Origin of the sequence: Bartonella sp. AA74HLJMH, assembly GCF_042197045.1 — a bacterium.
GTDB lineage: Bacteria > Pseudomonadota > Alphaproteobacteria > Rhizobiales > Rhizobiaceae > Bartonella.
Genome location: NZ_JBHIRJ010000003.1, coordinates 1 through 12,897, shown reverse-complemented (window position 1 = coordinate 12,897; position 12,897 = coordinate 1). Strand labels below are relative to the sequence as shown.

General features: G+C 38.5%; 12 protein-coding genes. 5 read left to right on the top strand and 7 right to left on the bottom strand.

What is annotated here, in order from left to right; genetic code table 11:
* Positions 1 to 4: 4 nt before the first annotated feature.
* The 4 genes from ACFINH_RS02790 to ACFINH_RS02775 form a co-directional block, all read right to left on the bottom strand.
* A complete protein-coding gene (locus tag ACFINH_RS02790) occupies positions 5 to 397 on the bottom strand; it encodes an MliC family protein (protein WP_375611316.1) in 393 nt (130 codons plus the stop codon).
* Between the two features lie 17 nt (positions 398 to 414).
* Positions 415 to 810: an MliC family protein gene (locus ACFINH_RS02785; RefSeq protein WP_375611315.1), complete on the bottom strand. Its 396-nt coding sequence runs from the start codon at positions 808 to 810 to the stop codon at positions 415 to 417.
* Between the two features lie 415 nt (positions 811 to 1,225).
* Positions 1,226 to 2,359, bottom strand: coding sequence for a 3-dehydroquinate synthase (gene aroB / locus ACFINH_RS02780; RefSeq protein ID WP_375612745.1), 1,134 nt, complete (start codon positions 2,357 to 2,359; stop codon positions 1,226 to 1,228).
* Positions 2,334 to 2,966 carry a shikimate kinase gene (locus ACFINH_RS02775; protein WP_375606223.1) on the bottom strand — a complete coding sequence of 211 codons (633 nt, stop codon included), beginning with the start codon at positions 2,964 to 2,966 and terminating at the stop codon, positions 2,334 to 2,336. Before ACFINH_RS02775 ends, aroB begins: the two co-directional genes overlap by 26 nt.
* 260 nt (positions 2,967 to 3,226) lie before the next feature.
* Here ACFINH_RS02775 and ACFINH_RS02770 point away from each other — a divergent pair, with 260 nt between their 5' ends.
* The 3 genes from ACFINH_RS02770 to ACFINH_RS02760 all read left to right on the top strand — a co-directional run bounded on the left by ACFINH_RS02770 (position 3,227) and on the right by ACFINH_RS02760 (position 5,990).
* Complete coding sequence (locus ACFINH_RS02770) at positions 3,227 to 4,165, top strand: site-specific tyrosine recombinase XerD (protein ID WP_375628561.1); 939 nt, start codon at positions 3,227 to 3,229, stop codon at positions 4,163 to 4,165.
* A gap of 78 nt (positions 4,166 to 4,243) precedes the next feature.
* Positions 4,244 to 5,200: an acetyl-CoA carboxylase carboxyltransferase subunit alpha gene (locus ACFINH_RS02765; protein ID WP_375611312.1), complete on the top strand. Its 957-nt coding sequence runs from the start codon at positions 4,244 to 4,246 to the stop codon at positions 5,198 to 5,200.
* Positions 5,201 to 5,240: 40 nt separating this feature from the next.
* Complete coding sequence (locus tag ACFINH_RS02760; RefSeq protein ID WP_375612743.1) at positions 5,241 to 5,990, top strand: L,D-transpeptidase family protein; 750 nt, start codon at positions 5,241 to 5,243, stop codon at positions 5,988 to 5,990.
* Between the two features lie 891 nt (positions 5,991 to 6,881).
* On the opposite strand, the gene ACFINH_RS02755 is transcribed toward ACFINH_RS02760, so the two are convergent.
* From ACFINH_RS02755 to ACFINH_RS02745, 3 genes are all read right to left on the bottom strand, one after another.
* The gene (locus tag ACFINH_RS02755; protein WP_375632097.1) at positions 6,882 to 7,943 is read right to left on the bottom strand and encodes a CobW family GTP-binding protein; all 1,062 of its coding nucleotides are present in this window, start codon (positions 7,941 to 7,943) and stop codon (positions 6,882 to 6,884) included.
* 405 nt (positions 7,944 to 8,348) lie between these two features.
* Positions 8,349 to 9,446: a D-alanyl-D-alanine carboxypeptidase family protein gene (locus ACFINH_RS02750; RefSeq protein WP_375611309.1), complete on the bottom strand. Its 1,098-nt coding sequence runs from the start codon at positions 9,444 to 9,446 to the stop codon at positions 8,349 to 8,351.
* Between the two features lie 691 nt (positions 9,447 to 10,137).
* Entirely contained in the window at positions 10,138 to 10,944 is an 807-nt protein-coding gene (locus ACFINH_RS02745) for a 1-acyl-sn-glycerol-3-phosphate acyltransferase (protein ID WP_273790137.1), read from the bottom strand.
* A gap of 129 nt (positions 10,945 to 11,073) precedes the next feature.
* On the opposite strand from ACFINH_RS02745, the gene thiD reads away from it, so the two are divergent.
* Both thiD and ACFINH_RS02735 read left to right on the top strand, forming a co-directional pair.
* On the top strand, positions 11,074 to 11,928 hold the full coding sequence (gene thiD / locus ACFINH_RS02740; RefSeq protein WP_375612742.1) for a bifunctional hydroxymethylpyrimidine kinase/phosphomethylpyrimidine kinase: 855 nt from the start codon (positions 11,074 to 11,076) through the stop codon (positions 11,926 to 11,928).
* Between the two features lie 559 nt (positions 11,929 to 12,487).
* The coding region (locus ACFINH_RS02735) for a phage tail protein (RefSeq protein ID WP_375632096.1) at positions 12,488 to 12,897 on the top strand (410 nt) is incomplete at its 3' end.

Below are 12,897 nucleotides of genomic sequence, written 5' to 3'. Positions count from 1 at the left end.
TTCCTTATTCTGTGCTTTTTTCTTCTACACAGTGGATGGGCTTTTCTTCTTTTGGATCATTAATAAGATCGTAGAATATGGCTTCATTTTTAGTTATCCACCAAATGTATTGTCCACCCACATATTTTCCTCCAGAAGCGGCAATTACATTAGAACCAACGATGCGCTTACCGTTCCATTTTAAATCAACAAGCGCAATATTGCCAGCATTATAATAAGTTGCTTCAACATACTCTTTGCTTGTTCCCATATCGCATTGATAGGAGACGGTCTCTGTTGTTGGTTCTGGATCATCTGGTACTTCAATGACTAAAGAACTTGCTAATGCATTAATTGAACCGAGGAGGAGCACACTTAAAGTAATGAAAAATTGTTTAGTAAAAGAAATTTTTTTCATAATATTTCCCGTGTTATTTAAAATAATAATGTTGACTCATCTTTACAGAGGATAGGTTTTTTTTCTTCTGGATCCTGAGCAAGGTCATAAAGCGTGACTTCTTTGTTCTTTTCCCACCAGATGTACTGAGCTCCTGCAAATTTTGCTCCTGTTGCCGCGATGACATTAGCAGCAATGACACGATCACCGTTCCATTTGAAATCAACCAACGAAATATTATCAGCATTAAGATAGACTGCCTCAATGCGCTCTTTACCTGCTCCAGTTTCACACTGATAGGTAATGGTCTCTGTTTTGGGCTCTGGATTGTCTGGTACTTCAATGATTAAAGAACCAGCTAAGCTATTGTTTGAGCTGAAGAGTGATAAACTTAAAGCGGTGAAAAATCCTAAAATGTGCAAAGTTTTTTTCATGATGCTTCCCTATATTCCTAATATTGTGCACAAAGAATAATTTGACTGATACGATGGTGTCTACGGCAGGATTCGAACCTGCGACCCCAGGATTCATACCACTTCGATTTTCACCGCCAGCCTTATCGGCTGTTTGTGGTCTGGACTGTCTCTTCACCTTGAAGCTTTTGCTCTTTAGGTGCTGCCCGTTCAGTCTCTACACCTTTCTCTCATTTGAAGAGAGACTTGGCTCGGGATTGGCATACAGTCGCCCATGAAGCTTTCCCCGAATTTGAGCAGATTCACTTTGAGGATTTCTCCTCAAAGTGCCCAATTTCTTTAGGAATCCTGTGCTCTATCCTACTGAGCTACGCAGACATCATCATGTTAATCTTTAATAGAAGTATAAAAACGAATCAATTATATTCAATATGAATTAACGAATTTCTGTTAATTTTTGTTCCAAAAAGGATAAAACGGCATCTGGTGAAACATTTTTTGCAATAAATGATTGGCCAAGTCCGCGTGTTAAGATGAAAGTCAAATTGTTTTGCGAAACTTTTTTATCTTGGGCAATGAGAGTCATTAAAGTTTCAGCATCTGGTAGACACCCTGGGATATCCTTTAATTGTGTAGGCAATCCTATAAATTTGAAGTGCGCTTCAATGCGTTGTATAAGCGTGGGGCTTATTAAATTTAATTGAGCAGAGAATTGATGAGCTAGAATCATCCCAATTGCTACGCTTTCGCCATGGATTAAACGGTTGGAGTCATAAGCGGTTGCTGTTTCAAGCATGTGTCCAAATGTATGGCCAAGATTTAAGAGTGCGCGCTCTCCCGTTTCGTACTCATCGCGTGCTACAATGGCAGCTTTAAATTGGCATGAGCGAACAATGGCCTCTGTTCGCATAGGGCCATTAGAGAAAATTTTCTGCCCATTTTTTTCAAGCCACTCAAAAAAGTCAGGTTGGTTAATGAGACCGTATTTTACTATTTCTGCGTAGCCAGCGCGAAATTCGCGCGGTGGCAGGGTATCAAGAAGACACGTGTCAGCAATAACGCATTGTGGTTGATAAAAGGCACCAATAAGATTTTTGCCATATTGGCTATTGATTCCCGTTTTTCCACCAACAGAAGAATCAATTTGTGCAAGAAGCGTTGTGGGCATTTGAATGAAGTTCATGCCACGGCGGATTATACTTGCCGCAAATCCTGCTAGATCACCAATGACACCACCGCCAAAAGCAATAACACAGTCGCCTCTTTCTAAACGCGCAGCAAGAATTTGATCGATGACAACTTGCAGGGTTGAAAATGATTTTGATTGTTCTCCTGCTTCTACAATAATAGGGACAGTATGAATTTTATTTTTTGTTAATTCTGCTTGCAATATCTCCAAATGAAGGGAAGCAACATTTGTATCTGTAACAAGTGCCAAGCGCGTTTGATGAGGATCTTTTTTATTAAGAGCATGTTTAATCTGTGAAGCAGCTTGTGTAATCAGACCCGGACCAATGATGATATCGTAACAGTGTTTGTCAAGTTTAACAGTGACGGTTTTGGTTTGCATGCTGATTATCCCTATTGTTAATTTCTGTGTATAGGTAGTGCTGTACGGATCGTATAACATTTTGTGCTACGGTATGACGGCTTTCTTTATGACTGTTAATTGTTAAGTTTGCCTTTGCATAGATAGGATAACGCTGTTCCATGAGTTTTTGCATGGTTTCTTTAGGATTGGCTGTTTGAAGCAGGGGACGTGTTGGGTGCTTTGAGACACGTTGCATGAGGATATCAAGATCGACTTTTAGCCATATGGATATACCATTTTGGTGAATGGCTTTTCGGATATTTTCATTTATGTAGGCACCACCACCTGTTGCTAAAACAAGGGGACTTTTTTTCATGAGGTTTAGAATAACACGCTGTTCAAGAGCACGAAATTCGGATTCACCATAAATTTCAAAGAGTTCCGTGATTGTCATTTGTGCAGCTTTTTCAATTTCTTGGTCAGAATCATAAAAAGGTAAACGAAGCATGGTGGCGACGCGTTTTCCGATCACTGATTTGCCTGCCCCCATAAGACCAACAAGGACAAGTGCTCTTTTATCAAGGGACGATAAGAGCTGATTCTTTATTTGTGTTATGGGGACGCGTTTTTGTCGATTGCTTTTCATAACTTTATTTCGGCATTTATCCATCTTAAAGTCAATTCCTGTTAATCTTTGTGAGGCATAATACGAGATAGAATATTTTTGGGTAGGTTATTGTCTTATGCCAACATTGACTAGATTTTTGATGATTCTTTTCATTTTGCTTTCTGTTCTTTTCATTATAATGGGTGCTCTTGTGGTTTGGGTTGAACCAGTAACTGTGGATATGTACATTGATGTTCCCTTGGATTCGTGGAATCTTTCTACGGAAGCGAATCAATGAAATGAAAAGTGGTGCTGTGATAGATCATTTTCTTGAGATGATGAGTGCGGAGAGAGGGGCTTCGTCTCATACGCTTGCGGCTTATCAGCATGATTTGCAGTGGGCACAAGACGAATTGTCTTCACACTCTGTTTCGCTTTTTTCAGCACAAAAAGAAGATTTAATTACTCTTTTGTCACTTATGCATACTTTTGGTTTTGCGGCATCGTCGCAAGCGCGCCGTTTATCGACTTTGCGTCAGTTTTATCAATTCCTTTATGCTGAAGGGTTGAGAGCAGATGATCCCTCTCATGATATTGATGCACCTCGTCAGGGGCGTCCTTTACCCAAAATCATGAGTGAAGATGCAGTGATAAAATTGCTTGATTTTGCGGAGTTAGAAGTCAATCAAGCAGACTATGGGTCCAAAGGTTATTTCCGTGCACTGCGTCTTCAGCTATTGATTGAAATGCTTTATGCAACAGGGTTACGTATTAGTGAGTTGGTGAGTCTGCCGGTTCAGTCTGTTCGAAGGAAGGAATACAGCGTTTTGGTTCGTGGTAAGGGCAAAAAAGAACGAATGGTGCTGTTATCAAAAAAAGCATGCCAAGTTCTTTCACAGTGGTTAAATTTGCGTGATCAGGGAAAGGACGCTACGAGTTCTTATCTTTTTCCTGCGCATTCCGAGACAGGATATATTGCTCGTCAAGTCGTTGCACGAGAGTTGAAAAATCTCGCTAGAAGAGCAGGGATAGGAAGTGATAGCTTTTCTCCCCATGTGTTGCGTCATGCTTTTGCTAGTCATCTTTTGCAAAATGGTGCTGATTTGCGTGCCGTTCAACATTTGTTAGGTCATTCTGATATTGCTACCACTCAGATTTATACCCATGTGTTGGAAGAGGGACTTTATCGTTTAGTCAATGAGCATCATCCACTTGCCGATGAGCAAAAGGCTCGTTAAAGAAAAGGTGATGTTTTTGAAAAAGACTTTATAAAGCAAATTATAAGTGTATAAGTGACACTGAATGAGTTGACACAAATGTATAATTATCTTGATTTTGAAAAACCAGTTGCTGATCTTGATGGGAAAATTCTTGAATTAAAAAAAATTTCTCAGGAAAAAGGCAGTCTTGATATGAGTGACGAGATTGCTCGTCTTGAAACGCGTTCCCAAACAGCGTTGCGCGATATTTATAAAAAATTATCGCCGTGGCAAAAAACACAAGTTGCTCGTCATCCGGATCGTCCCCATTTTATGGACTATTCTAAACGCCTATTGAGTGACGTTACGCCTTTGGCCGGAGATCGCAAGTTTGCTGAAGATGAGGCTATTCAAGCGGGGTTTGCACGCTTTAAAGGTGAGGCCGTTGCTTATATCGGTCAAGAGAAAGGTCATGATACGCAAACACGTTTGCGCTATAATTTTGGTTCTGCGCGTCCAGAAGGCTATCGTAAAGCTGTACGTATTATGGAAATGGCTGACCGCTTTGGTTTGCCCCTCCTTACTTTTATTGATACAGCAGGTGCTTATCCTGGGGTAAGCGCTGAAGAACGTGGGCAAGCGGAAGCAATTGCTCAATCAACAGCTACAACTTTGCGTTTGAAAGTTCCTGTGGTTTCCGTTGTTATTGGAGAAGGCGGTTCTGGAGGGGCGATAGCAATCGCGGCTGCCAACAAAGTTTATATGTTGGAGCACGCAATTTACTCTGTTATTTCACCAGAAGGAGCAGCTTCTATCTTATGGCGTGATCCAGCTCGTGCAAAAGATGCTGCAATGAATATGCGTATTACCGCTCAAGATTTGTATCGCTTAAAGATTATTGATGGCATTATTTCGGAACCTTTAGGGGGAGCGCATCGTGGCAAAGAGATTGTCATTGATGCAACGGGTGATGTTATTTCAGAAGCTTTAAAAGCTATGGCTGGAAAAGATGGTCAAGTGCTTAAACAAGAGCGAAGGGAAAAATACCTTCAAATTGGTCGATCTCTAACATAGGTTATTTTTTGTGAGGGGTGTTGGATTGGAGTTTTATTCGATGACATTTAGCAGATTCCTTGCTGTGTGTGTGTTGTTTGTAATGGGACTATTGACAGCATGTGAAGGAAGATTACCAGCCTCTATTCGCGCTAAAGTTGAGCAGCCGTTGCCGCAAGAAATCAAAAATAGAATGGTTCTGTATGATATAGATCCCTATGCACCGATTATGATGCGGTTTTTTAAGGAAGAAAATCTTGCTGAAGTTTGGAAGCAATCTCGTTCAGGACCTTTTATCTTGGTTGCTCGCTATGGCATTTGCAAATGGTCTGGTAAGCTTGGACCTAAATATAAAGAAGGGGATCTTCAGACACCAGAGGGTTTTTATACTATTAGCGCAAACCAAATGAATCCTTATTCAAAATATTATCTCTCTTTTAATATAGGATTTCCTAACCTTTATGATCAGGAAAATGGTCGCACAGGAAGCAATCTTATGGTGCATGGTTCTTGCTTTTCCGCAGGGTGTTATTCTATGAGTGATAAGAACATGGCTCAGATTTATGCGTTTGCACGGGATGCTTTTAAAGGAGGACAAAGAGAGTTTCAGTTGCAGGCTTTTCCTTTCCGCATGACCGAGGATAATATGTCACGTCATAGCAAGAATCCTCATTATCAATTCTGGGTTATGCTTAAGAAAGGTTATGATTTTTTTGAAAAAAATCGTCAACCTCCAACTGTTGAGGTTTATGGAAAACGTTACGTTTTTAATCGCGATATTGATAAAAATTCAGTTTCTCTAATGCAGTGAGTGTTATTGTATCCTACTGCACCGTAAACACTATCACTTAATAATGGTGATACAGGATACGCAAAAACTTTGCACATAAGGTGTTTAAGTGAGTAGTCAATATTTTAAAGCGCAGAGTTTTTTCATAGAGCTTTATGTAAGTAAATCATATGAAGTGGGAAGCCAAGAGGAATTTTCTCAAAGAAGTTGGATTGTTTGCACATCGTTACTGGTATCAATCTTCGTTTTTAGTGAAGAGTAAGTTAACATGAAATGTACCTCTCTTTTTATTTCTTTCAAAGAGTTTTATTCTTTTATGCTGTGAAATATTGTCTTGTCGTGCTGTTATATAAGATACATTCACATATTTTAAAATGCGATATTGCCTCTGTCTGATTTTGTTTTTTTTCTTAACAGGGATTTTGATTTCAATTAGCTTGAATAAATATAGAGTTGAGCAGAATATTTTAGAACCAAGAATTTGGCCAATCGGTCTGTGAAATGAATCACATGAAGTGGTTTGCAGATGAAGCGCATTTAGAGAGAAAACAATCTGTTTGCAGATTGATGGGTATTAAATTTTTTATCATAACAATTTGATTTATAATGATAATTTAGTGTTATTCAAGTTAAATTAGAACCCTGAATACCGTAAGATTCTCTCATTTCAAAGCCGTTCCATGTTGAATAAATTAAAACCATTTTCTTGCACGTTACAAGCGGGGATAACCGCGTGGGTGAAACTGTGCAAGAAAGACTAAAATGCTTTTTACAAACCGTCTCAAGTACCAAGGGCTTGGTTTCAACATTGGGAATTAGCAAAGTGTGTAATGGTGCCGGTTTGCTTCTTTAAAAGCATAAAGATGGTGGTGCTAATGAATTTAATGTTATATCATTGAAGGGGAGAAAAAATTAAAATTTTATTCCTGGAATGACCAGAGGATTTTCTAAGAGAGCTGTTTTGTCTGCAGTATCTATTGCTGGTTTATTAAAAAAAGCATTGAGGAGCTTTTGTATTGCGTCTTTTTCAACACCATCGGCAATGATGACAAAACGTGTTTGTTTTATTCCTTTTGGCCATGCCGGCAATCTTATGGGAGGATGAAAAAATGTTTGTACGCCATGTAATACAAGTGGGCGATAAGGGTCATCACGCAATGCGATAATTGCTTTAATACGTAATAATTTTGTACCATAACGCTCTTGTAGGAGATCTAAAAAAGCTTCAATTGTGGCGTAATCAACAGGACCCTCACAGTTTAGTGAAAAGGTACGAATGGTTTTATGGGGGGTATGATCATGTGGGGTAGTCGTAAGATTTTGTTTAAGTTTTGTATTTTCTACTTTTTCATCCCATAATGTGTTATTTATTAATAGATTTGAACAGAAATCTTTAGAATGGCCGTCAATGATTTGTGCTGTAGGATTCATTGTTTTAAGTGTGCTAAGGAGTGCATCTGAAAGCGTTTGTGGGTCTCTAAGATCTGTTTTGGTGAGAATGATTTTATCAGCAAATATTAATTGTTTATATATTTCAGGATAGCGCTTACATATGGAAAGTGGACTTAATGTATCAAATGTTGCAAGAACAGCATTTATGGACAATGTTTGAATAAACAATGGGTGGCTTAAAAGTATTTGTAAAATAGGGGCGGGATCAGCCATTCCTGTGGTTTCAATGATAATATGATGGAGTTGTTTGATCTGTCCTGTCTGAACGCGATTTATTAAATCAATTAATGTGTCGATGAGATCACTGCGTAAATTACAGCATAAGCAACCATTGGCAAGCTCAATAATTCCTTCTGTCGTTTTTTCAACCAGAAGGTGGTCAATACTGATTTCGCCGAATTCATTGATGATAACAGCACATTCTGTTAGAAGAGGGTCTTGTAGCATACGGTTGAGCAAAGTTGTTTTGCCAGAGCCTAAAAAACCCGTAATAAGCGTGAGAGGGATGCGCTTTATTTTCATGTTAATCATCAATCATAGTTTTGTTTTTAAAAAATATATCTCAGTATGTCTAAGCAATTTATAATGATGTCCGTGAGGGATATAATGGTTAATCCCCCATGAAATCCATTGTACCACTATCTTTACGCTTATAAAGGTAGGTGCACGTGGGTATATTATACACTTTTAGCGTCAATGTTATGATAATTCTTGGTTCTTGAAAGGACTTATAGGAAGGATTTTTATTCCTTGTTTTAATTATTTTATCTACATGTTCATCCACCTTGTGGCGCGCAAGAGACTGGTTTTATTGATTCAACAAATACAGATTTGAAATGAGAGAATCTTACAATACTTGTGGTTTTGACATAAGGTACAAAATAATTAATTATGATTATAAATCAAAGTATTATAATTAATTGTAGATTATGATTTATGGCTTTTTATAGAATGGTTTGCGTGCCTTTTATACGGAATATAGGGTTTTCTTAGTGGTTTTACTGTCATTTTAGGTGTTTGTGGCGTACGAATGAGGTGTACTGATAAAGGATGAGAAAAAGAAGGTGGAGCAGTGATAAAAGGTGAGGTGAGAATAATATTTCCTTGATCATCATATGAATTTGCATGCATTTTTATGGCTTCAGGTGTGCATGTTTGTTGTCTCATATTGTTGGCTTGTGTTATGTTGCTCCCATAAGGTTTTAATGTTGCTAGTGTTAATTGGGGGCTTCCTTGGTGCAAAAATCCTATTTCAAGAAGTTGTGCAGCTTTTTCTTCTCTTTCACTTATGTTGTTAGCACCTAGAATGACAGCAATAATTGTACGTTTATTGCGGGTGGCTGAGGCAACAAGATTAAAACCAGAGGCACAAATAAAGCCTGTTTTCATACCGTCTATCCCATAAAAACGGCCAATGAGGTTGTTTGAGTTATGTTGAATTTTTCGATTATTACCAAAATCAATGGCTGGAATAGAAAAATAATGAGCATATTGTGGAAATTCTCGACGTATTTGAACGGCTAAAAGAGCAATATCGCGTGCCGTGGAGTAGTTTTGAGGATCTGGTAAACCACTTGCGTTCGCAAAATGGGTGCCAAACATGCCTAAACGTTTAGCTTCGCTATTCATTTTACGTACAAAATCTTTCTGTGAACCCGCAACAGCTTCACTCATGGCAATGGCTAAATCATTGGTAGATTTAACCATGGTGATACTTAAGGCTGTATCAAGTGTGAGTACAGAACCAGCTTTATAGCCTGAACGATATGAGGGAGCTTTTGCGGCGTATTCGCTGATGGTGATATGTTTGTTTGGTGAAACTTCCCCTCGGCTCATGGCACGAAAAATAACATAAGCGGTCATTAATTTTGTCAAGGAAGCAGGATACCAACGCTCAAAAGCTTGATTATGTTTTAAGATACGCCTCGTTGTAACATCAACAGAAATAAAAGGCTGCGCTAGAGCAACAGCGCTGGATAAACTCAAAATCACAGAAAAAAATAAATTATAGAAGAGACGTCGCATTAATTTAAATCTAGTTCCCTCTTATTCGTTATTTAGAATTGTTTTAATGTAGCACACAAAGCATTTAAGTCTAGGATAGGAAGGAAAGATGGTTAATTGCTGTATCCGTTGTGTCTGTGGGATAAAAACCAATTCTCATTTTTATTTTCCCCTTGAATTTGGTTTGATGACTTAAGTATCTCAAAAAATACTTTTTAAATAATGAAGATTGTACAAGATTTCAGGTTCTTGGAGGGATTGAATTTCTCAGAAAGGAATGAATCTGCATAATCATGCATTTTTCTTGCTCTCCTGTTAGGATAGCCCTTGGCACTTGAGACGGTTAGTAAAAAGCATTTTAATCTTTTCTTGTATCGTTTTATTCACACAGATATCCCCGCTTGTAATGTGTAAGAAAATGATTCTAATTGATTCAACCTAGAATAGATTTGAAATGAGAAATCTTACGGTATTCAGGGTTCTCATTCAAGTTGAATAACGCTAAAATATCCTTATAAATCAATGAGATGTATGTTATTTAAATGATTTTAAAGAGAGGAAGAATTCTTTTTCAAAAAAATTTACACATTGATCATTTCTTATCATGTACAAGTGTTTTACAATTTTAAATTAGAAAGTTTGAAGTATCTTTCTTATATTTTTGTTCCCTATACTCCGCTCAATATACAAAGTTATGCATTATTCTTATCAATCAGTGCATTGTTTCATGATGATTTAGTTTTTGAAGTTTCTGAACAGCGTATGGTGGCATAGGAGGAGGGGTGGGATCTTGAGCTGCTAAGAGAAGCAGTTCATCACACGCTTTTTCAGTTTTTTGGACAAGTTGATCTAGAAAATCACGTTTGCTTAAACCAGCCTCTATCGGGGGAAGAATACGGACACGAATTGTTCCGGGATAGCGGCGAAAATTATTGCGTGGCCAATATAAACCCGCATTATGTGCAATAGGAACAACTTGAAGTCCTAATTCATTATAGAGCGCGACAATTCCCGACTTATAATCTGGTTCTTGACCGGGTTGTCGGCGTGTTCCTTCGGGAAAAATCAAGATTTGGCGCCCTTGTTTTACTTTCTCTTTTGCTTTTTGTATAATCATTTTTAAGGCTTTGATGGGTGTTGTGCGGTTAATGGGGATAATTTGCGTTTTTGCCATATACCAGCCAAACAATGGAATCCACATCAATTCACGTTTTAAAATGAGAGTGGGATCATCAAAATAAGGAACAAGACTGAAAGTTTCCCAAGCCGATTGATGCTTTGGAGCAATGATATAGGGTCCTTTGGGAAGATTTTCTAAACCTTCAATCTCATAACTTGTGCCTGCGATGTATTTTTGCAAAAAGAGTGTAACGCGCGCCCATGTTTTAGGGACAATCCATGCCTTTTTGCGGGGCATTAAAAAATAAACGGGAGCGTAAAGAATCATTTGTATGAAAGTTGTTGTATAAAAAGCGAACGTAAAAAGAATAGAACGAAGGATAAGCACTACATTTTCCATTTTATATCTATAAGAAGACTTCATATATAATATAATTCACATGAGAAAACATCTTCTTTATGTTTTTTCAAGCATCTATTTTTTCGGTAACTCATTTTCCGATATTTAAAAACAGAAGGAAAGAGGTTAATGGAATTACAAAAAGATAAACTTTTTATTCCACGGATTTTATCTATTGCGGGAACAGATCCTTCTGGTGGCGCTGGAATGCAGGCGGATTTGAAGGTTTTTTCAGCTATGAAAACTTATGGTATGAGTGTGGTTACAGCTGTTGTTGCACAAAATACTCAGGGTGTGCGTTCTTTTCAGGCATTAGATGCTTCTTTTGTTGCAGATCAAATTGATTCTGTTTTTGAGGATATCCATGTTGATGCCGTTAAAATTGGTATGGTTGCAAATGCTCAGATTGCACAGGTTATTGCAGAACGTCTTGCTTATCATAAAGCGCGTTTCATTGTTTTTGATCCGGTTATGGTTGCAAAAAGTGGTGATGTTCTTTTAAAGTCTGATGCAATTGAAATTATGCGTGATGTTCTTGTGCCGATGTCAACTTTGATCACGCCAAATTTGCCTGAAGCTGCACTGTTATTGGGGCGTGAAGTGCAATGGTCTTTAGAGACTATGTATCAATATGCTCCACGACTCTTGGCGCTAGGGTGTCATGCAGTTTTGTTAAAAGGGGGACATTTGAATACGCTGACCAAAAATAGTACAGAAAATTACGATTGTTCTAGTCCAGATCTTTATTGTGATTGTGAAAACCTTGTTATACTTGAAGCCTCTCGTCTTTCAACTACTCATGATCATGGGACAGGGTGTACCATTTCTGCTGCCATTGCAGCTCTGTTACCTACCCAACCTTTGGATTGCGCTGTTAAACAAGCAAAAGATTATTTGCATGGCGCTTTAACTGCCTCAGATGCTTTAAAAGTAGGGAAAGGGCGAGGGCCGCTTCATCATTTTTATGCATTATGGAAAGATTAATACAACGGTTGATAGTGAAAAATCTTCACTCTATGAATTTGTTTCGTCATTATATGATGTTTTGGACTTATGACTGATAAATGTTAGCGTATTGTAGCTTAACAGTTATTTTGTATTAAGAAGGATAAGAAAAAATGTTATAATTTGCTTCTTTTATATATTTTTTACGATTAATCTATCCTGTTTCAGAGGCAATTTTGAGTATAAAAAAGAGAGCAAGGAATTGTAAAATCAGGATTTGATAGCAAAAAGAGTAGAGGGAAAGACCTTTTACAAGGCGATATTAAAGCTGGCGGATCCACTATATTCGCTGTTTCTTATATTGGTGGCAAAACAGCCATTCAACCGATTGCACAATTTGCGGGGGCTTTTCCTGTAAATTCATCTGCGAGAGAGCAAAGAGACAAAGACCGTTCCCCCATCACACACAATCAAAATGTCACGGTACATGTTAATGGTGCCCGTGATCCTGTTGTCACTGGTCGTGCGGTTGCCCATGCTTTGCAACGGGCACGCGCTAATGCGCTGCATGGCGGGACAGAATGAGGGGAGGGAGGCTATGAGAGATCCTTTGATGATGTTAGGACCGCATCAATTTTATGTGGACTGGCTGAATTTCCAATCCTTTGAAGAAGAGTTTTCTGCCTCATGGGTTTGTATGGAGCGTTTTGGCAGGTCCCCCAGTTTGCAATTTACCGGCTATGGCAATGATGCAAAAACCATTCATGGAGTTTGGTTTCCAGAAGAATTTGGGGACCGGGTAGCGATAGATGCCATCACTACAACTATCCGAAGAGCAAAGCCGGTCCAGATGCTTCGTTGGATCAATGATACGACCTATAGTGTCCTTCTCCATGGACCCGTAGTAATCACCACGATCAATAAAGACCACGACTATATCAGTCGCTCTGGTCAATCCCAGCGCATCCGCTATTCCATTACGCTCTTGCCCTTTTTTAATGGCGGAAA

What these genes read in the sequence shown, in the direction of transcription:
- ACFINH_RS02790 (WP_375611316.1), bottom strand. Translation starts at nt 397, where the DNA reads ATGAAAAAAATTTCTTTTACTAAACAATTTTTCATTACTTTAAGTGTG.
- ACFINH_RS02785 (WP_375611315.1), bottom strand. Translation starts at nt 810, where the DNA reads ATGAAAAAAACTTTGCACATTTTAGGATTTTTCACCGCTTTAAGTTTA.
- aroB (WP_375612745.1), bottom strand. Translation starts at nt 2,359, where the DNA reads ATGCAAACCAAAACCGTCACTGTTAAACTTGACAAACACTGTTACGAT.
- ACFINH_RS02775 (WP_375606223.1), bottom strand. Translation starts at nt 2,966, where the DNA reads ATGAAAAGCAATCGACAAAAACGCGTCCCCATAACACAAATAAAGAAT.
- ACFINH_RS02770 (WP_375628561.1), top strand. Translation starts at nt 3,227, where the DNA reads ATGAAAAGTGGTGCTGTGATAGATCATTTTCTTGAGATGATGAGTGCG.
- ACFINH_RS02765 (WP_375611312.1), top strand. Translation starts at nt 4,244, where the DNA reads ATGTATAATTATCTTGATTTTGAAAAACCAGTTGCTGATCTTGATGGG.
- ACFINH_RS02760 (WP_375612743.1), top strand. Translation starts at nt 5,241, where the DNA reads ATGACATTTAGCAGATTCCTTGCTGTGTGTGTGTTGTTTGTAATGGGA.
- ACFINH_RS02755 (WP_375632097.1), bottom strand. Translation starts at nt 7,943, where the DNA reads ATGAAAATAAAGCGCATCCCTCTCACGCTTATTACGGGTTTTTTAGGC.
- ACFINH_RS02750 (WP_375611309.1), bottom strand. Translation starts at nt 9,446, where the DNA reads ATGCGACGTCTCTTCTATAATTTATTTTTTTCTGTGATTTTGAGTTTA.
- ACFINH_RS02745 (WP_273790137.1), bottom strand. Translation starts at nt 10,944, where the DNA reads ATGGAAAATGTAGTGCTTATCCTTCGTTCTATTCTTTTTACGTTCGCT.
- thiD (WP_375612742.1), top strand. Translation starts at nt 11,074, where the DNA reads ATGGAATTACAAAAAGATAAACTTTTTATTCCACGGATTTTATCTATT.